Origin of the sequence: Chryseobacterium sp. P1-3, assembly GCF_000738495.1 — a bacterium.
Classification (GTDB): domain Bacteria; phylum Bacteroidota; class Bacteroidia; order Flavobacteriales; family Weeksellaceae; genus Chryseobacterium; species Chryseobacterium gallinarum.
In genome coordinates, this window is record NZ_JPEQ01000023.1 from 15602 (window position 1) to 35530 (window position 19929).

14 protein-coding genes are annotated in these 19929 nt (G+C 38.0%); 2 read left to right on the top strand and 12 right to left on the bottom strand.

The window, feature by feature from the left end:
• Positions 1-93: 93 nt before the first annotated feature.
• The 7 genes from HX13_RS20445 to HX13_RS20470 form a co-directional block, all read right to left on the bottom strand.
• Positions 94-1659, bottom strand: a complete 1566-nt coding sequence (locus tag HX13_RS20445; protein WP_128572539.1) for a calcineurin-like phosphoesterase C-terminal domain-containing protein — start codon at positions 1657-1659, stop codon at positions 94-96.
• A 46-nt stretch (positions 1660-1705) separates the two neighbouring features.
• Positions 1706-3151 carry a SusD/RagB family nutrient-binding outer membrane lipoprotein gene (locus tag HX13_RS20450; protein WP_050022583.1) on the bottom strand — a complete coding sequence of 482 codons (1446 nt, stop codon included), beginning with the start codon at positions 3149-3151 and terminating at the stop codon, positions 1706-1708.
• 11 nt (positions 3152-3162) lie between these two features.
• Complete coding sequence (locus tag HX13_RS25080; RefSeq protein ID WP_238555570.1) at positions 3163-4791, bottom strand: TonB-dependent receptor domain-containing protein; 1629 nt, start codon at positions 4789-4791, stop codon at positions 3163-3165.
• Entirely contained in the window at positions 4731-6137 is a 1407-nt protein-coding gene (locus tag HX13_RS25085) for a TonB-dependent receptor plug domain-containing protein (protein WP_238555571.1), read from the bottom strand. The genes HX13_RS25080 and HX13_RS25085 overlap by 61 nt, the downstream gene beginning before the upstream one ends.
• Positions 6138-6375: 238 nt before the next feature.
• Positions 6376-6588: a DUF2945 domain-containing protein gene (locus HX13_RS20460; RefSeq protein ID WP_050022584.1), complete on the bottom strand. Its 213-nt coding sequence runs from the start codon at positions 6586-6588 to the stop codon at positions 6376-6378.
• 178 nt (positions 6589-6766) lie between these two features.
• Positions 6767-7513, bottom strand: a complete 747-nt coding sequence (locus tag HX13_RS20465) for a glycerophosphodiester phosphodiesterase family protein (RefSeq protein ID WP_050022585.1) — start codon at positions 7511-7513, stop codon at positions 6767-6769.
• A gap of 253 nt (positions 7514-7766) precedes the next feature.
• The gene (locus tag HX13_RS20470; RefSeq protein WP_050022586.1) at positions 7767-10856 is read right to left on the bottom strand and encodes a TonB-dependent receptor; all 3090 of its coding nucleotides are present in this window, start codon (positions 10854-10856) and stop codon (positions 7767-7769) included.
• A 433-nt stretch (positions 10857-11289) separates the two neighbouring features.
• Between HX13_RS20470 and ligA the strand changes: the two genes are divergently transcribed.
• Together ligA and HX13_RS20480 are read left to right on the top strand one after the other, a co-directional pair.
• On the top strand, positions 11290-13296 hold the full coding sequence (gene ligA / locus HX13_RS20475; RefSeq protein ID WP_050022587.1) for an NAD-dependent DNA ligase LigA: 2007 nt from the start codon (positions 11290-11292) through the stop codon (positions 13294-13296).
• Positions 13297-13521: 225 nt separating this feature from the next.
• The gene (locus HX13_RS20480; protein ID WP_050022588.1) at positions 13522-16146 is read left to right on the top strand and encodes a T9SS type A sorting domain-containing protein; all 2625 of its coding nucleotides are present in this window, start codon (positions 13522-13524) and stop codon (positions 16144-16146) included.
• Between the two features lie 90 nt (positions 16147-16236).
• Here HX13_RS20480 and HX13_RS20485 read toward each other — a convergent pair whose 3' ends face one another.
• The 5 genes from HX13_RS20485 to HX13_RS20500 all read right to left on the bottom strand — a co-directional run bounded on the left by HX13_RS20485 (position 16237) and on the right by HX13_RS20500 (position 19913).
• Complete coding sequence (locus HX13_RS20485) at positions 16237-16431, bottom strand: hypothetical protein (RefSeq protein WP_050022589.1); 195 nt, start codon at positions 16429-16431, stop codon at positions 16237-16239.
• Positions 16403-16570 (bottom strand): hypothetical protein, encoded by a 168-nt coding sequence (locus HX13_RS22665; RefSeq protein ID WP_157837477.1) that lies wholly within the window; start codon positions 16568-16570, stop codon positions 16403-16405. The genes HX13_RS20485 and HX13_RS22665 overlap by 29 nt, the downstream gene beginning before the upstream one ends.
• Positions 16557-16703, bottom strand: coding sequence for a hypothetical protein (locus tag HX13_RS22670; protein WP_157837478.1), 147 nt, complete (start codon positions 16701-16703; stop codon positions 16557-16559). Before HX13_RS22670 ends, HX13_RS22665 begins: the two co-directional genes overlap by 14 nt.
• Positions 16704-16995: 292 nt before the next feature.
• Positions 16996-18711, bottom strand: coding sequence for an ATP-binding protein (locus HX13_RS20495; protein ID WP_050022591.1), 1716 nt, complete (start codon positions 18709-18711; stop codon positions 16996-16998).
• Positions 18712-18803: 92 nt separating this feature from the next.
• A complete protein-coding gene (locus HX13_RS20500; RefSeq protein WP_050022592.1) occupies positions 18804-19913 on the bottom strand; it encodes a histidine kinase in 1110 nt (369 codons plus the stop codon).
• Positions 19914-19929 lie beyond the last annotated feature (16 nt).

A 19929-nucleotide genomic window follows, 5' to 3' on the forward strand; every position in this document is an offset into this window, starting at 1 on the left:
ACTAATTTTTATTAAATTTGACGGAATAGAAAAGCCGGTTCCCACTGAACCGGCTTCAAAATCTAAAAAAAGTATAGTAAAAAATTAAAAAGCTTAAGGAATCTGAATAGAATTCTGAACATCAAATTCTTCTGAAGCGGAATATTGATTTCCATACATATCAGTGGCTCTCACGTCTATTGTATGTTTTCCCAAAGCAAGTTTTTTCGGAAAGCCTGCTTCCCAGATATGTTTTGACATTTCAGGGTTGGAAGGTCTTCTGCCTGCTAAAATATTCTCTGTAGTATCCCATTTGAAAACAGAAAGTGCAAAATTCGGATCTATGGTCTCGTCGTATTCCATTTCCTCCCATTTTCCATTATCTATTCTGTATTCTACTTTATCTTTTTTGCTTCCCATGAAGAAATTAGCCAATATTTTTGCTGATGTTTTTGATGGAAAAGGAATTACTTTCGGGATATATAGTTTGATTTGATAATCTTCAGGTTTCCCGGCTGTTTTATACTTTACTTTATACTGGTTATCTGTAAAGCTGATAAAAGAATATCCTTTGGCTGTTCCGTCTCTCATTGTTGAAGTAGGAAGTCCCGCTTCATCAGGTGTTCCCGAATACCAGTCTCCACATGTAGTTCCCACATTATACTCATGCAGCTCTTTCATCCCTTGCCAGCCTTCTTTTTTACCATAAAAAATCTGTTGCTGAATATGGGTATGGGCAGACAATACCAATACATTCTGAAAAGGGCTCAGGAAATCGAATAATTTCTGGCGGTCTGCATTGCGGAAGTTATCCTCATTTTTATGTTCCAAAGGAATATGAAAGGAGACAACAATCAGCTTATTTTTGTCTACCAGTTTCAGATCATTTTCAATAAACTGAAGCTGATCTTCACGGAATCCTCCCCAATACCCTTTACCATCTCTCGGATCCGGATATAAAATATCGTCTAAAATAATAAAGTGGACATTTCCATAATTGAAAGAATAATTGGCAGGACCGAAATTCGACTCAAAGGTTTCATCCGAAAGATGATCCTCTTTCGCATCGTAGTTCATATCATGGTTTCCCATTACATTATACCAAGGTAGCCCTATTTCTTTCATTATATCAGCATAAGGTTTCTGTAAGCTCAGGTTATCTCCTACCAGGTCTCCCAAACTGATCCCCAACACTGCATTTTTCTTCGTATTTTTAACCTCATTCACAATTCCTCTTTTGAAGTAATCCAGTTCTTTTTCAGTATAAGGCTGTGGATCTCCAAAGACGAGGATGTCAAAGTTTTTATTTTCATTTTGTTTATACAGTGGGAAATTCACTTCTTTAGGAAGTTCTCCTGTCGGGGCTGTTCCTTTGTATTTGAAATCTGCCGGCGACCCCTTTGGTTTGTGATGATAATAAAACTGAGGCAGATTATTACCGTTTAAAGCGGTTTGGTACCCAGAAGGCTTAATCACAAAAATAGTCTGATCTTCCTGAACAGGAAGACTATATCTTCCGTTTTTATCCGTTAAAACAACCTGAACTCCATTAGAGACTGCAACTCCTTCAATTCCTTTTTCGCGGTTTTCTTTTTTTTGGTTTTTGTTACTGTCTTCATATACATATCCGGAAACGGAAGCCTGGGAGAATGCCATCGCAGATAACAGCATACATGGCATCAAAAATTTTATAGTTGTACTCATTTTTTATCTTTTTATTTTATTCTTATTTATTCCACCACATTTTAACATTGATATTGTCTCCACCCATCTGCTGAACTGCTGCCTGATAGTTGGCCGTATTCAATACTTTAGGATTAGGCGGATACATTAGCCTTTGAGGAAGATTTCCGTTATTAAGCAATCCTCCGTTGTTTGGAAGTTCCGGAAAGCCCGTTCTTCTTTTTTCAAACCATTGCTGCTGATCTACGAAGAAAAGGGAAATATACTTCTGCAACATAATCCTTTTCATATCCGGTTGGTAAGCCACATTCTGATTATCAAAATAATTCGCAGGAACTACTGCTCCCCATTGTTCAACAGCAGCCTTCACTCCATTTTCATAGAAAGTCTTTGCATTTCCGGTAATAATTCCTTTCAGGGCCAGCTCTGCCAGGGTAAACTGAAGTTCAGCATAAGGGTAAATAAAGATTTTCAGTGGTGCCTTGGCCAGGTTTTGATTAAGATTTGAAGGCTGGTAATTAAACACTGTTCCGAAAGGATAGCCAGATGGCGCACCCATATATCCTATATTAACATTATTAAGGTCTCTCGCCTGTGAGAAAAACATGGGTATACGCGGATCATTATTGGCTTTTAAAGCTTGTAAAAAGAAGTCTGAAGCCGCTCTTCCGGTGGTAAAATCCTGTGGTCTTGCAATAGGTGGCATCAAGGGCGAAACACCTGAAATATCCAGCTTGGTCCCATCTGCATTGCTTTGAAATATGGGATAAACGATGGGATTATTTACAATCTCCTGAATCCTTTCCTTAACGTTTACTTCTCCATCCCTGTTTAAAATCCTTGTTAAGAGCCTCAAAGAAAGAGAATTACAAAACTTTTTCCAATTGGTAATTCCGTTAGCATCCGTATCAGCCTTATAAAACAGGTCGCCTCCGGAAAGGGTTTTATTGGTAACAAAAAGGGCGTTTGCAGCTTTTAAATCATCCAGCAGACCTATATAAATATCTTTTTGTTTGTCAAATTTAGGTTGTAAAATCCCGTTATCCAGCTGTGAAGCCTCAGAATAGGGAACATCTCCGTATGTATCGGTAAGATTGGAATAAATCCATGCATTCAGCACCATTGAAATTGCCTGATAGTTTTTGTCACCTTCAGAAATTGCTGCTTTTTTAAGGTCATCAACCTGCTTTAGCCACCGGTAAGAATTATTCCAGAAACCGGTTCCGGTATTTTCTGTAATATAATATCGGCTCAATGAATTCCCTTCGTTAGGGAAGTCCAAAGAAACCTGCATGATATCAAAAGTAAAGTCATTCGCTCTGTTATACCCTACCGAAGCCATATTATACTGTATCGGGATCAGTAAAGAGCTGGCAACAGGTTCATTGATACGGCTTGTATCTTTATTGATTTCTTCAAGGCTTCTGTCGCATGAAACAGCAGTACTCACCAGAGCCAGGAATGAACATATATAGATTAATTTTTTCATTTTTTCTGATTTTAGAATTTAACATTTAACTGAATCCCGACTGTTCTGGCAGTGGGTAACTGTCCCATTTCAACACCCGGGGTAATCGTAGAATCATCAAGGGTAGCTGCTTCCGGATCAAATAGCGGGAACTTGGTCCACATCCAAAGATTTCTTCCGAATAAAGCCAGGTTAATATCCGTCACCTTTAAAGATTCCGTTACTGATTTCGGGAAAGAGTAAGAGATTCTCGCGTCTCTTAACTTAATGAATGATGTGTCAAATGAATTGGTTTCCACATTGGCCCGTCTGTAATAATCACCGTAATAGGTAGAAACAGGAATTCCTTTTGTATTCGGCGAAAAAGTACCGTCAGGATTTTGAACAACTCCCTGCCCCACTATCAGCCCGCCCGGATTATCTCTTCCTGCAAGGGTATGAGTGAGCTTTCCTTGTTCAGACATCTTGTGATGAGACTGCGAATATGCCATCCCTTTGTACTGTCCGTCAAATGAGAAGCTAACTGTGAAATTTTTATATCTGAATTCGTTCTGAAGCCCCGCTCTCCATTTCGGATAGGCATTTCCTATTTTTTTAACTTCCGTAGGTTTGGCCGTCAGACCATCGGTTCCATAAATCACCTGCCCATCAGGTGAATACATCAACCCGTAACCATACATATCCCCCAGGGAACCTCCTACCACTGCATTATAATACACCACTCCCCCAACGCTGGCCATTGTATAAGGCTGCCCCTGGAATTCATCCGGAAGAGAAAGAATTTTATTCCTGTTCATAGACCAGTTGGCATTGATGTTCCATGAGAAACTTTTGTTCTTGACCGGATAAGCACTCAACGTCAATTCAATTCCTCTGTTTCTTAGCTCCCCGGAATTGATGATTCTTTTATTATATCCCGTTTCATACAGCACAGGAATTACAATAGACTGGTTTTTAGAATTGATCTGATATGCCGTAAAGTTGAAGGTCAGCCTGTTTTTTAACATCGTAAAATCCATTCCTCCTTCGATATTGGTAATCATTTCAGGTTTGAGATCCGGATTAGGATATAGTAACGGAGACTCTACAGATCCTGAAAACACGCTGTTTTCATAATACTTGTCAAGCATATAATTATAAGTATCATTTCCTACTTTCGACCATGATAGTCTTAACTTCCAGAAGTTTAAATCATTGGATTTTATTTTAAAAATATCAGATAAAATAAAGGATGATGAAACGGATGGATAGAAATATGACCGGTTATGTCTCGGAAGCGTACTGCTCCAGTCATTTCTTGCCGTTACATCTACAAATACCATATCTTTATAACTGAAATTGGCCAGGGCATACATACTGTTTACCTGAGTATCGTTAGGTTTCGGAAGCCTGTTATCTAAAGATGCCGCATTGGAAAGCTGGTAAAGTCCCGCCTTATTAAGCCCGATAGCCCTGTAATCACTGATTGTAGATTCGTAATATCTGATACTTCCTCCGGCTGAAGCTGTTACTCCAAAGTCCCCGAACCTGTTCTTGTAAGTAAATAAGATATCATTGTTGAGATCCATATATCTGATATATTGCTCCCTGTAGTAGCCTTTCAGATAATTGGCCGAGCTCCAGGGTCTTCTTTGAGTACGTACCTCATTACTCCACTCCAATCCGGATTTGTAATAAACATCAAAGTTTTTTTGCCAGCTGGTAACTGATATTGATATTTCCGGTAAGGATTTTTTTTATTGGTAGAATTTAAATTTTCATAAGCAATCAGGTAAGGGTTATCAATATAAGAACTGAAAGGGTGGATCTGATCTACCTGTTCCTGGCCTTTTTTCCAGATTGGCTTATACCATTCAAGGTCCACATTCGGGTTTTGGAAGATCATGAAATACGAGATAGACTGGTTATTGTAACCCGTTGCAGGGAGGTTATCACTTGTTGTCTGGCTGAAGTTGACCTTAGTTCCGATTTTTAATTTACTGCTCAGCTTGTGATCTAATGATACCGATGCATTTAGTCTGTTAAACCCTGTATTAGGCATCATCCATTCGTTTTTCAAATAGGAAAGGGATGTTCTGAATGATGTGTTTTCATTAGAATGGTCTACGGATAAACTGTTTGAATAGGTGGCTCCTGTCCGCCAGAAATCCTTGATGTTATTTTTATAAGGTTTCCAGAGCTGCCTTGTCAGGCTCTGCCCTTCTATGGCAGGATCGTACTGGAAATAATACTGTCCGTCAAATTTGGGCCCGAAAGCGCTACTGGTAGAACCTGTATTAACGCCATCCGGGGAAGCTCCATAGGAATAGTAATAATTCCCGTTTTTATCTTTCTGCTGGGTACCTTGTCCGTATTCATACTGATAATCCGGCCATTTCAATACGGTATCATAGCTCGAATAGGAATTTAAGGTAATCTGAATTTTTCCTTTTTTGGTTTTTCCTGATTTCGTAGTAATCATAATAGCTCCTCTGGAGCCCCGGGAACCATATAATGCAGACGCAGAAGGCCCCTTAAGGATGGATACGCTTTCAATATCCTCAGGATTGATACTGTTGAAACTATCCCCGTAATCAATAGGTAAATCTCCTCCGGAGCCCGCTCCGTAAGCACTGGTCCCGGTTCCGGTTTTCTTATCACTCAAAGGAACGCCATCCACCACAATCAGTGCACCATTATTCCCCATATTCATAGAAATATCTCCACGAAGGGTAATCCTGCTCGTACCAAGAGGTCCTGCCCCCGCGGTCTGGATTTTCAAGCCGGCAACTTTACCTTCCAGCGCTTGTGCCCAGTTGTTATTCTGAGTCTGCAAAATCTCACCTGATTTGATCGTTTGGGTAGAATACCCTAAAGACTTGTCTTGCCTTTTGATTCCCAAAGCAGTTACCACTACCTCATCAAGTCCTTTAATAGTGTCTTTTTTAGCTTTTTGCTGAGCTGTCAGGTTGACGCTGATTAATCCTAACAGCGACAAAACCAACAACTTTTGTGTCTCTTTACGCATATCCTTTTTGTTTGCGCAAAATTAAAACGACATTATGAGTATGGTTTTAACAACATTTTAACGTTTATTAAATGTTTATTGAATAGTATATTAAATATTCTTTAACAATATTAGTCATTACACTGATTAACAAACACTTAAGGAATTAATAATTTTTAACACTATTTCTAATGTTTGTTTATTAGTGTATCTTTATTGTCTTGCTCTGAGATAATAATTGAAATATAAGTAAAAATACCTAGCTGATTCTGGTAAGAGCAGATCCTTTATGAGCGGCAATATGATCCGTTTTATCACTTTTGATTTCATATTGCGGATCACTTTCAGTTGCATGGTGCGTATATCCTTTATAATCAAAATTTTTAGTATGAATTTTGATTATGGTTCCGGATACTTTTCCCGCTTCTGAGTTCCAGCTTACTTTATCTCCTATTTTGAATTTTGCTGCCATATCATTATCATTTAAGTGATTACCAATCTTTTTTTAAAACACAGAATTTAGCTATTCATAAAGTTACAACAATTAATGGTTTAGAATTATGATCCTGGTAAGTTTGTTGGCCTTTACAAAAAAAGCCCGCCCCTGGAAGGACGGACTCTGGAAAATTATTGGTTTTATTTACGTATTTCTACTTATTTTTCAGCTGTTCAGGGATATTGGTGGTTACAAATCCTATTCCCTGTTTTTTCAGCTCATCGTATACCGCAACATCATTTACCGTCCATGAATTTGTGATAAGTCCTAATGTTTTAGCCTCAGAAATCCAGGTAGGATTTTTCTGGAAAACACTGTAGTGATAATCCATTCCGTCTAACCCTTCTTTTTTGATCTGCTCCGGAGATAATTCTCCATTCAGGTATTGTACCTTAAATGTTGGCGCAACTTTCTTAATCTCTTTGCAGATATTTAAGCTGAAAGAAATAAACTCACTTTGAGATTCCAGCTTCATATCCTTAATCATTTTTATGGTTTTGTGGGTGATTTCATTTTCCAGTTCCGGGGTTTTAGCCGGTTTGATCTCAACAATTAATTTTACGGATGAATCTTTCTTTCCTTGTTTCAAATACTCTTTTAAAGTAGGAAACTTTTCTCCGTTTGATAATTTCAGTGCTTCTAATTCCTTGAAAGAAGTTTCAGAGATTTCCATATTCCCATGATGTTCATCATGATTGATCACCAATATCCCGTCTTTTGTCATTCTCACATCAAACTCTGATCCGTAGACTTTCAGCTTCTGAGCATTTTCCAAAGACTTGATTGAGTTTTCCGTTGTAGGAGGCTGCGCCTGGAAATATCCTCTGTGGGCGATAATCTGGGTTTGTGCTTTCATTAAAACTGTACTTACAACTGCTAAACCTAAGATAAAATTTTTCATAATACAAATTAATAATTAAAACAAAGTCCTAAGACTTTTTGATAAAGGTAATTAATTTTAAAAAGTTTTTAACCCCAAAAGACACAAAAGTTTAATTTTTATAACCTGAGCTCAGAATAATGAATCTAACCTGGAGGCTGGAAGTTTCTATTGAATTAATCAAGAGATTCCTGATCTGGCCCTACAAATTCTATATCCGGACTCGTTAATTTTGGTATCATAACTTTGTGCCTTTGCGGTTCAGATAATACTATTAAAAAGTATACTTTGCCCCGATCTGGACCTGGTATGGATTTCCTGATAAAGGTGCTAAGCCGCTTGTATTCTTTTCATATTCAAACTGTCTGGTCGCCTGGTTAAACCCTGTGATTCTGTACAGGGACATATTTCCGTAAGACTTATTAACTCCCCATTCTTTATTCAGCAAGTTGGCCACGTTGAAAATATCTACTGAAAGCTCAAAAGCGCCTACTTTATCAAACTTTATTTTCTTGGCAATACGTACGTCCCAAACTCCATAGAATCCGTTCTTACCCCCATTACGCTCTGCAATTTGATTGTTATAATCAGTAATATAGTTTTTCAGGGCTTTGCCTACTTCCGGATCATTTAAAAGCGGCTGGGTAAGATTAGGGAAGATATAAGCCAGATCATTTGAATCAACAAAATCACCATTGATATTTCCTCCCGCAGTTACTGAAAAACGTGTTCCTCCGATTCCTGAATATCTTATTCCAAGTGTAAATCCTGCGATCGTTGGCGAGTTACCATAAATGACCACTTTATTTCGGAACTGGTTATCAGAATACGTCATTCTTAGGTTTCTCGGATCACTTTGGATCATCGTGGAGAGGGTTGCGGAATTAGCTACGTTTCCGTTGTATGAAGTATTGTCTTTGATGTCCGACCATGTATAACTTGCCGTGATCTCACCGTCTTTCCAGTAACGATAGCTGGTATCCACTACAAACGAGAACTGATTTACTTTACCATCACTTACCAACTCCAATACCCTTCCGAAATTCTTATTGATTCTTCCTTCTTTCCAGTCTACTTTTGCCCCGTCTATTGCTGAAGTCGGAACGAATACCCCTCTTCCACCTTCATTATCCAATGTAAACACCGGATTAGCATACATATTTCTGTCGTAGTAATAGTAGTTGTTTCTTCCTAAAGCCATATAGGCTGCCAATCCTGCCCTGAATCTTTCATTAAAGAAGTGGGTATAGGAAATGTTCGCTTTGTAGACGATTGGAATTTTAGCATCTTTTCCTGTATAATTGATTGTAGGAATCTGTTTCTGGGAAAGTGCAGGAACCGTATTATAATCATTCCTATAACTGTTGAAATCGGGAACCGGAACATCTGTACCGGTCACATCTACAGTAGCCAGGTGTTTCCCGTCGAATACAAGGTTATTGATGATCATATAATTGTTGATATCTGAAGAGAAGATCCCTGCTCCGAACTTTAAGAAATCTTTATTCTGCTCATTAATATTCCAGTCAAACTGGAATCTTGGCTGGATCACAAATGATTTGATCTTGTTATCCGTTCTGATTCCCATTTCATCATACAACTTTTGATTGAATTCCGCTTTCGGATACCCTCCGTAATCTAATCGTAAACCTGCCATTAAATCAAGTCCTTTGGCAACTTTAGTCTGGAACTGCCCGTAAACACCGATATTCCAGATATTGGACCTTACCGACGGATCATCTACTAAAGGCACTTCCCTGTAAAACCTGTAAGGGGCAAGATGATCGAAGTTATAAAGGTTACTGTCATATTTTTTCGGATCTTCCCTGAAATAGAATTTTCCGTTCACCTCACTTCCGTACACCGATTTTGAAGTAGTGTACATTAAATCTGCACCGAAAGTGTATTTTACTTTATCTGTGTTGTAGTATAAATTGTCTACAATCTGGAATACATTATTTCTAAAACTTTCCTGTGCGAAACGATGTCCACCGATCTGGATATTGGTTGCCCCTATTCCGGGAGTAACAATATTTTCAACAATAGCCCTAGGTACAGGCTTACCCAGTTCATTATTTTGATAACTATCCTGGAAAGTATATAAATACTGGGCTTTCAGTTCATTGGTTAAATTAGGCTTCAGATTGGATCTTAAAGTCAGTAATAAACTGTTATCAAGGTTTTTATCATTTCCGTAAGATTCAAAGAAATTGATATTGGTATTATCTCCAAGTCCATTTTTATTAAGATCGGAGGTGAAATTGTTTCTTAACGTCAGTAAGTGCTTTTCATTGATCTGCCAGTCTAAACGTAAAAAGGCAGCATCTGAATTTCTTACCTTATCGAAACTTCCGAACTGCGGGCTATTGCCTACTCCATATTTTGACCGGGCAATATCCAGAAACTTATTAAGGGTTTCATTGGTTATATTGAATCTTTTCTCATCCTCCTGAGATCTGATGTCTGCAATGATCAATGGTCTTGAATCCAGCTGATGATCCCATGCTACGAAGAAATGCAATTTATTTTTAATGATCGGACCACCCAATGAAAAACCAAACTGGGAAGTAGAGAAGTCATTCTGCCTCTTGTTTCCCCTGATATCATACGGGCTGGAAAGCCAGTTGGTTCTTAAGTATTCCCAGGCACTTCCTGAAAATTTGTTTGTTCCCGATTTGGTAACAGCACTTACCGTTCCACCGCCACTTCTTCCGAGCGTAACATCATATTGGTTGGTAGTAATCTTGAATTCACGTACCGCTTCAATGGAGATTGAAAAAGGCGCCCCGCTTCGGCTGGTAGTAGATCCTGCAGAAGTTGGGTTTTTTGCTGTCATCCCGTCAATGGTGAAGTTGGTAGAAGATCCCAGCTGCCCGGACAGGTTTCCTCCTTTTCCGCTCAAAGGAGATAATTCCGTAAGATTGGTAAAGTTTCTCCCGTTTACAGGAAGCATACTGATATTCTTGGCTGAAATAGCTGTAGCTGCTCCTAAGTTTCCGATTTTATTTTTAAGGTTTCCGGTAATTTTTACTTCTTCAATATGCTTTTCACCACCCAAATCCATGTTTACGGTAACCTGATCACCAAAGTTGACATTGTAGCCTTCTTTTTTATCATCATTTACAATCACCGTATAAGGACCACCCAGAGGGATTTCTTTAAAGATATATTCACCTTTGGAGTTGGTCTCCGTTTCAGTTCTGAACCCGGTAGATTCATTTACAATGGTTACTTTCACTTTTTCCTGGGCTGTACTTCCAGGCCCGGTAACTTTTCCTACAATAGAAGCCTGTGTAGTCTGTGCATAAGCCATTGTTCCAAGCCCTAAAAACAATAATCCCAATACAATCTTTACTTTTTTCATTTCCTCAAATTAGATGTGCAAAGGTATTTGGACTTTGAGAGCTGTTTGTTTAAGGGAGTTTTAACATTTTTTTAATTAAATTGAAACATCATGTTAATTTATTCTTAACCTGCTGTTTATTCCATAGACAACCAGTTCGTTGAGGTGTATTACGTATTGTTAATTTTCCTGGGCTATTTAATTGTGTTATTTTTTAAATGAAATTATTCACGCAGATCCGTAAATCTTTTAAAGTCTGTAAAATTTATACGGTCAAAAAGGCGTTAATACTCAGCTAAGAGGTGATATTGTACCCTGCTGAATGAAATGGCCGTACCAGCGAAAATACTCGGGAAATATCCATGGTAATTCCTTGGATATTCTTAGTGTTTTAAAATTTTCATGTCGACTTTATATTACTTTAATTATTTTTGCTCAAAAAGATAGAAAAGCAATGTCTGAAAACATTCAACAAAAGATAGAACAGCTTCGTAAAGAGCTTCACCAGCACAATGAAAACTATTATCTTCTGGATACGCCTACCATCTCTGATTATGAGTTTGATATGCTTCTGCAGGAACTTCAGGACCTGGAAGCCAAGCACCCGGAATTTTATGATGAAAACTCCCCTACAATGCGTGTGGGTGGTGGAATCACAAAGGTTTTCCCTACCATTCAGCATAAATTCAGAATGTATTCCCTCGATAATTCATATGATTTTGATGATCTGGAAGACTGGGAAAAGAGAATCATCAAGACCATTGAAGGTCCGGTAGAGTTTGTTGCTGAACTAAAATATGACGGAGCTTCTATTTCCATTCTTTATGAAAACGGAAAACTGACGCAGGCGGTTACTCGCGGCGACGGCTTTCAGGGAGATGAAATCACTCCTAATGTCCGTACCATTTCGGATATTCCTTTGACTTTAAAAGGTGATTTTCCTTCTCATTTTTTTATGCGTGGAGAAATTTACCTGACCAGAAAGAATTTTGACAAAATCAATAAACTCCGGGAAGAGGATGGATTAGATCCTTTTATGAATCCCAGAAATACAGCCAGCGGAAGTTTAAAAATGCAGGACAGTGCTGAGGTAAGAAAACGTGGTTTATCTTCTGTGCTCTATCAGTTTATCTCTGACGAAACTCCGGCAGACTCCCACTGGGAGCTGCTTCAGAAAGCCCATAGCTGGGGCTTCAAAACCTCCCAGCAGGCCAAGTTATGCAGAACCCTTGATGAAGTGAAGGAGTTTATTACTTTCTGGGATACGGAACGGCATACCCTTCCTTTTGAAATCGATGGAATTGTTTTAAAAGTTAATTCTTTACAGCAGCAAAGACAGCTTGGATATACGGCTAAGTCTCCCCGTTGGGCAATGGCTTATAAATTCAAAGCAGAAAAGGTAGAAACAGAACTTCAAAGTGTTTCTTACCAGGTAGGGCGAACAGGAGCTATTACTCCGGTAGCCAATCTTAAACCGGTCTTGCTTGCCGGAACCATTGTCAAAAGGGCTTCCCTTCACAATGAAGATATTATCAAAAAACTGGATCTTCACGAACATGATTTTGTATATGTAGAAAAAGGCGGTGAGATTATTCCTAAAATTGTTGGAGTCAATACAGAAAAAAGAACGGAAAAAAGCAAGGAAATAGAATATATTAAACATTGTCCCGAATGTGGTACAGAGCTGGTAAAAATTGAAGATCAGGCGATTCACTTCTGCCCTAATGAACTTCATTGCCCACCACAGGTAGTAGGAAGAATGATCCATTATGTTTCCAGAAAGGCTTTAAATATTGAAAATCTGGGAAGCGAAACCATCGAGCAGCTTTACAGGGAAAGATTAATTGAAAATCCAGCCGACTTTTATGTTTTAACAAAAGAGCAGCTTCTTCCATTGGAAAGAATGGCTGAAAAGTCTGCCCAGAACATCATCACCGGAATAGAAAAATCCAAAGAAATTCCGTTTGAAAAAGTATTATACGGAATCGGGATTAAACATGTAGGGGAAACCGTTGCCAAAAAACTGGTGAAAAACTTCCCTACTATTGATGAACTAAAGGCTGCTACTATAGAAGAGCTTTGCCAGGTAGAAGACATCGGGGCTAAAATTGCCGTGAGTATTGTTGACTTCTTTAGTAATCCGGAAAACATCCTGATGATTGAGCGCCTGAAATCTTATGGGGTACAGCTTGAAAAGGGAGAAAGCACCAATGAGGTATTGTCTAATGTACTGGAAGGAAAGACTTTCCTTTTCACCGGGAAATTATCCCTGTTCACCAGAGAGGCTGCCGAGGAAATGGTAGAAAAACATGGCGGGAAAAATATTTCTGCCGTATCTAAAAACCTCAACTATCTTGTAGTAGGTGAAAAAGCAGGTAGCAAGCTGAAAAAGGCCCAGGATATCGGAACTATTGAAATTCTGGATGAACAACAATTCCTGGATCTGATTGAGAAAAAGTAATCGGAATCAAATAATGAACCCCCTCCAAAAAATAATGTAAAACCGTGAAATTTCACGGTTTTTTTTATGAAAAGACTTTACTATAAAAGAAAAAAAATAATAGTTAATCAACGATAAAAGCGAATATTATTAAATTATAAACAATTAGAAACGAAAAATATTTAAAATAAAATACATAATAATAAATATTTTTAATAAATTTACAAAAACTAATATCACCAAACTATGAAAAAATTCTACTTTTTTGTGCTTACACTGGCACATTTATCGATCAACGCGCAAATTGTAAACATCCCTGATCCTGCCTTCAAGCAGAGACTTGTCAGTGCCAATCAGTGGAACCATATTGCCAATGATTTAAGCGGGGCTCCTACTGCTGTTGACACCAATAATGATGGTGAAATCCAGCTGAGTGAAGCCTTGAATATTTCCAGTTTAACATTTAACCAGACCCAGATTACGGATTTGACCGGTATTCAGAGTTTTACCAATCTTGCTCAGCTTACCGTACAGGGAAATAGCCATCTTAATGAGCTCAATGTAAGCAATATGGTTAATCTTAAACGCTTATTTATCAACAGCAGCGGCCTGCATGAGATCAATACCCAGGGCTGTAATCAGCTTGAAAATTTCCAACTCATCCACAATGCGGGGTTTGTCTATAACCTGGATTTCTTACAAAATCCTTCATTAAAGAAATTGACAATTATAACAAACGCGCACCTGGCAAGTGTAAATATTTCTCATCTTACGGCGTTGGAAGAACTGGAAATTGGGGACACCGGTATTCTTAATCCTAATTTTACAAGCTTAGACCTGTCTAATAATATCAATCTGAAAAAGATTATTATTGATAAACCCAACCTTACCTCACTTACTTTAAATCCATTAAGCCAGCTGGAACATTTTAGTATAAAAAGAACAAAGCTGACCTCATTAGATCTTTCGAATAGGACGCAACTGGAATACTTATACGTGGATAACAATTCATTGCTAAACACGCTGAATATTCAAAACACTACCAATCTGAATAATTTATTGGTCCTGAACAACCCATTAGTCACTACTGTAGATCTTCAAAATAAACCTAATTTGCAAAGCATCAGCTTCGGTGGAAATGGGGTTACTTCAGTAGATTTTACCGGAACTCCGGGTATTATTAATATGGCGATAGGGCCCAATAAACTGACTTCTTTAGATACCTCTCCGATTACACAGCTACAAATCCTGAGTATAAGTGAGAACCTCATGAGCAGTCTTGATGTAAGCCAGAATCCTAACCTGGAATATGTAAATATCCAGGGAAATATTCTTACAAATGTCAATATTAAAAACGGCAATCCCAATATGAACTTTTATGCTGCTGCGCCCGCTTATCTTCCCAATTTGAAGTATGTATGCTGCGATACCAGTAAGGTCCAGCAGGTTTCCGCGATGCTGGTTAATCAGGGACAAAACAACGCGGAAGTCAACAGCTATTGCTCCTTCATCCCGGGAGGAACTACATATACTATCCAGGGCAATACAAAATATGACGTCAATAATAATGGATGCGATGCGAGCGATCCTGCCAAATCTTTCCAACAGTTTACAATCTCCAATGGAACAAACTTAAGCAGCTACATTGCCAACAGCTCAGGAAATTATACAATAGCAGCACAGGATGGAACAAGTATCATTACTCCTGTTGTTGAAAACCCGGCGTATTTCAATATCTCTCCTGCCAGTATCAGTGTAGATTTTCCAACACAGGCAAGCCCATTCAGTCAAAATTTCTGCATGACCCCGAACGGAACCCACAACGATCTGGAAACAGTAATTATTCCTGTAACAGCTGCCAGCCCGGGCTTTCTTTCCCGATATAAAATTATCTACAAAAACAAAGGAACTGCCGCCCAATCCGGAGCTTTACTTTTTAATTATGACGATACGCTGATGGATTATCAGGCTTCAACCCTTGCTCCAGATAGTCAGACTACCGGAGTTATCAATTGGAACTTCACCAATCTTCAGCCTTTTGAAACCAGGGAAATCATTGTTAGCTTAAGACTTAATACCCCTACCCAAACTCCTGCTTTACATGGTGGTGACCTTCTTCAGTATACAGCACACATCAATGGAGTTACAGACGAAACTCCTTCAGATAATACATTCACGCTGGATCAAACGGTTGTTAATGCTTTCGATCCTAATGATAAAACCTGCCTGGAAGGAGCTTCTATTACGCAGGCAAAAGTAGGAGATTATGTACATTATCTTATCCGCTTCGAAAATACAGGAACAGCGAACGCCCGGAATATTGTTGTAAAAGATGAAATTGATACTACGAAATTTGATATTTCTTCTTTGGTAGCATTAAACGGCAGTCATGATTTCGTAACGCAGATTACCCAGCCTAATGTGGTGGAATTTATATTTGAAAATATCCAGCTTCCGTTCGATGATACCAATAACGACGGTTATGTTGCATTTAAAATAAAAACCAAATCTACCCTTAATCTGGGTGACAGTTTCAGTAATACAGCAAAAATCTATTTTGATTATAACCACCCGATCATAACCAATACTTACACAACGAGTGTCCAAAATAAAGAAGTCCTCGCAATTTCTGAAACCAACAGAAAGACTGAGCAATTTACGCTCTATCCAAATCCGGCAAAAGATACTTTATATATCGAATCCAAAGAAGAGATCATTAAAGCCGAAATCTATGACCTGACAGGAAGAATTATCAATTCTACGACTGCAAAAGGAAACTCTGTAAACGTTTCTGAACTTACTAAAGGAAATTATATCATTAAAATGTTTACCAAAGACAAAACATTTACCCAGAAGTTTAAGAAAGATTAATTAAGTGACACAAAAAACAGGCTGTGAGTCATTTTCACAGCCTGTTTTATTTCTAAATATTATACAGTCGGCACTAACTTTCCATTTCTTTTATCTGAAAACCATGATAATATATGGCGCCGTCTCGCCTTGTTTAGGCAATACCATTCTGATATGATCTTTATTTTTGTAATAATCTACATAGGGTTCTTTGGTAATGATCTTTCCTTTTTCTGCTTCTTTATATCCCTCCTTCAATACAAGCTTAAGGTACTGTTCATATTCTTTTTTTACCAGGCAGCTCATATTCTATACAATCTTCTGATTTAGTTGTTGTAAATTCAAATTTCCCGATTTTAGACTGGTATCCCGGGCTGTCATATTGGTATAAGCTGTATTCACTGCTTTCTACTTTATCATAAAAAGTATAATTAAGCTTTTTCATCTCTTTTTTTAAAATCAGCCATGCTAAGAGCATTAAAACTTTTCAACTGTTCTAAACTAAAGGTTTGGGCTGGGATATGGATGGTTGATAAAATAAAAAATAGCAATACCAATATTCCTACAATTTTTCTCATGTATTTATTTCTTTAGTCATTCTTCAATATCCTGATTGCTTCATCTTCTGTAAGACAGGCCTTTCTTTTATATTCTTCTCTTGCTTCAGCAATCCTTTTGAGAATCATCAAGAATATATTCATTCTGATCCAATTCAAAATCCAAAAGCTTCTGAATTTCTTCAACAATTCTGCCTTCTTTTAATTGGTGATTTTGTTATTAAAACAAGTTTTAAATCTGAGGAGTCGTCTTAGATGAATTTAATTCAAATTTAAAAATTTTATTTAACCTTGAAAAACAACTATAAAGATTTTATGCAGCCGGCAATCTGAAATAGAAAGTACTCCCATGATTCAATGAGCTCTTTACTCCGATCTCACCGTTTTGTTTTTCAATAAAGTTTTTTGAGATGGCCAATCCCAGACCTGTTCCGTTCTGATGTTCACCCGGCACCTGGAAATAGCGGTCAAAAATCTGGCGATGGTATTTTTCATCAATTCCGCTACCGGTATCTGTAATACTAAACTGAATCAATGAATCCATTTTTTCCACCTTAATATGGATTGCCTCATCCTGATAAGAATATTTTACCGCATTGGTAAGGAAGTTATTCATCACCCAGACCGTTTTATCAAAATCGGCGGTCACATAATCCTCTTCACTCAATACGTATTCGGATTGAATGGAAATATTTTTCTGTTCTGCCAGTTTTTCAACATTTTTCACGGCAGCCTGTACGATTTCTTTAGGGGAACATTTTTCGATTGTTAACCGGATATTTCCGGATTCTACCTGTGAAAGATTAAGAAGCTCTCCGGTGATATCCAGCAGGCGCTGTCCGTCTTCGTTAATGCTTTTCAATAATTCCTGCTGCTGCTCATTCAATGCTCCGAATTTCTGGTTTCCAAGTAGCTGGACACCCATTTTTATAGCTGAAATCGGAGTTTTAAGCTCATGAGAAATAGTGGCAATAAAATTGGTTTTGGCAAAGTCCAGTTCTTTGAATGGTGTAATATTCCGTAATAAGATCACCTTTCCAATATATTTCTTCTCTTTCTCACCGGTTTTGGTAATATTAATGGGGATAATATCCTGTTCAAAGTAATTTTCCTTATTATCACGAACAATTTTCATAGGTTCTTTTACCGGATGATCTATATTTTTCAGCAATTCACGCAGCAGATCATTATTTACAGCAACCTCATGAGCTGTTTTTCCGATAATTTCTTCTTTGTGAAGATTCGTAATTTTCAGCGCTTCATCATTGATCATGTATATAAAATGGTTCTCATCCAATCCAATAACAGCATCATGCATATTATTGACCAATGTCTCGATCCTTTTTTTCTCCATCAGCTGCTTTGAAAGGCTGCTGCTTTCATATTCCTGAAGCTTTTCCGCCATCACATTAAAAGATTCCGCAAGGCTGTTAAACTCCTCACTTCCTTTAAAGTGAACTCTTTCACTGTAATTCTTATTGGCTATTTGTCTAATACTGAACGTCAGCTGGTCAATCGGTTCAGCAATTGTCTGCGGCAGGTTAAAAAGCAATATAAAAGCTATCAGGAAGCATACAGTTCCCAGGCTTACAATCCAGAATGTTGCATTTTCTGCAGTAATGATTGCAATATCACTTTTTCGTTCTATGCCTTTCATATTTAAAGACATAATTCTGGAAAGATCTTCCCTGATCAGCTTTTCTTTCTCACGGGTTGCCCCTTTCAGGTAACTGTTGAAATGCAGGTTCAGGTTTTGGGTTGCTTCCTTCTCTCCAAATTCAGTAAGGTTTTTTTCCTGGAGTTTATTATATTTTTGAAAATCTTTTACTGCAATAGCACTGTCGGTATCGATATTATCTAAAGCGAGGAGCATATTTTTGGAAAATTCCAGGCTGTTATAATTGGCGGTGAGGATCTTTTCCGTATCAGACTTTAGTTTATTGATGTATACGGAACCTATTACTGAAAGCAACACAATCAGTAAAAATAAAAGACCTACACCTAACGTAAGTTTTGTTTTAAGTTTCATATGATGATACTTATTGTTTTTTAAAAGACATATGCAATCGCGTCATCTTTATCGGTATTTGTGTTTCCAAATCATTGTGATCTCATTACTTTTTAGGATAAAATAATAATATCTACCTGCCGTTCATTCAATCTGTTCATTAAAGTATAAATCCAGCTGTATCCGAACAGACGATGCCAGAACTTAGCATGGGGTTTACCTATACAGACCGTCGTGATATTGTGATCTATCACATATTCCAGAATTCCGTTATGAACACTGCTTTCTTTGATGCGGACTACTTTGGCTCCCAATTCCTGTGCTAAATTAAAATTATTAATCAAATACCGTTGTTTATCCAATGCTATTTTTTCAGGATTTTCAGAAGGTTTCTGAATATATAAAACAGTCCACGGGCTATTGTAATAACTGGCTAATCTGGCTGTTTTCCTGATAATCGTTTTTGCAATTTTCTCATTACTGCTGATGCAGGCCAGAAATTTGATGGGTTTAAAATTCTCTGTTTTGATTTCAGTTTCTACCTTTCTTTCTACATGGGTGGCTACTTCTTTTAAAGCAAGCTCTCTCAGCTGCAGAATGTGACCGCTCTGAAAGAAATTGCCCAACGCTGTCTGAATCTTTTCTTTTTTATAAATTTTTCCTTCCTTTAACCGGGTTAACAGCTCATCAGCAGTCAGGTCTATATTCACCACTTCATCGGCAAGAGCCAGAATTTTATCCGGTACTCTTTCCGCCACTTCCACTCCCGTTATTTTTTTAACTTCTTCGTTCAGACTTTCAATATGCTGGATATTCATGGCACTGATTACATTAATCCCGTTATCAAGGATTTCCAACACATCCTGCCACCTTTTCTTATTTTTGGAACCTTCTATATTGGTATGGGCCAGTTCATCCACCAGTACCACCTCAGGATGTTCATTGATAATAGCATGAAGATCCATTTCTTCCAGGTTTTTCCCTTTATAGAAGACCGATTTTCTTTCAATTCCGGGTATTCCTTCTACGAGAGCCTCGGTTTCTTCTCTTCCATGAGTTTCTATGTAGCCGATTTTCACATCAATGCCATTTCGTAAAAGGGAATGCGCCTCCTGAAGCATACGGAATGTTTTCCCTACGCCTGCACTCATCCCGATATAAATCTTGAATTTCCCTTTCCGGGATTTCTGGATCAATTCCAGAAAATGTTTTGCTGATGACATTGATTATTACTTTTTA

What these genes read in the sequence shown, in the direction of transcription:
- HX13_RS20450 (WP_050022583.1), bottom strand. Translation starts at nt 3,151, where the DNA reads ATGAAAAAATTAATCTATATATGTTCATTCCTGGCTCTGGTGAGTACT.
- HX13_RS20445 (WP_128572539.1), bottom strand. Translation starts at nt 1,659, where the DNA reads ATGCCATGTATGCTGTTATCTGCGATGGCATTCTCCCAGGCTTCCGTT.
- HX13_RS20480 (WP_050022588.1), top strand. Translation starts at nt 13,522, where the DNA reads ATGAAAAAATTCTACTTTTTTGTGCTTACACTGGCACATTTATCGATC.
- HX13_RS20460 (WP_050022584.1), bottom strand. Translation starts at nt 6,588, where the DNA reads ATGGCAGCAAAATTCAAAATAGGAGATAAAGTAAGCTGGAACTCAGAA.
- HX13_RS20465 (WP_050022585.1), bottom strand. Translation starts at nt 7,513, where the DNA reads ATGAAAAATTTTATCTTAGGTTTAGCAGTTGTAAGTACAGTTTTAATG.
- HX13_RS22670 (WP_157837478.1), bottom strand. Translation starts at nt 16,703, where the DNA reads ATGAGAAAAATTGTAGGAATATTGGTATTGCTATTTTTTATTTTATCA.
- HX13_RS20485 (WP_050022589.1), bottom strand. Translation starts at nt 16,431, where the DNA reads ATGAGCTGCCTGGTAAAAAAAGAATATGAACAGTACCTTAAGCTTGTA.
- HX13_RS20470 (WP_050022586.1), bottom strand. Translation starts at nt 10,856, where the DNA reads ATGAAAAAAGTAAAGATTGTATTGGGATTATTGTTTTTAGGGCTTGGA.
- HX13_RS20500 (WP_050022592.1), bottom strand. Translation starts at nt 19,913, where the DNA reads ATGTCATCAGCAAAACATTTTCTGGAATTGATCCAGAAATCCCGGAAA.
- HX13_RS25085 (WP_238555571.1), bottom strand. Translation starts at nt 6,137, where the DNA reads ATGCGTAAAGAGACACAAAAGTTGTTGGTTTTGTCGCTGTTAGGATTA.
- ligA (WP_050022587.1), top strand. Translation starts at nt 11,290, where the DNA reads ATGTCTGAAAACATTCAACAAAAGATAGAACAGCTTCGTAAAGAGCTT.
- HX13_RS22665 (WP_157837477.1), bottom strand. Translation starts at nt 16,570, where the DNA reads ATGAAAAAGCTTAATTATACTTTTTATGATAAAGTAGAAAGCAGTGAA.
- HX13_RS20495 (WP_050022591.1), bottom strand. Translation starts at nt 18,711, where the DNA reads ATGAAACTTAAAACAAAACTTACGTTAGGTGTAGGTCTTTTATTTTTA.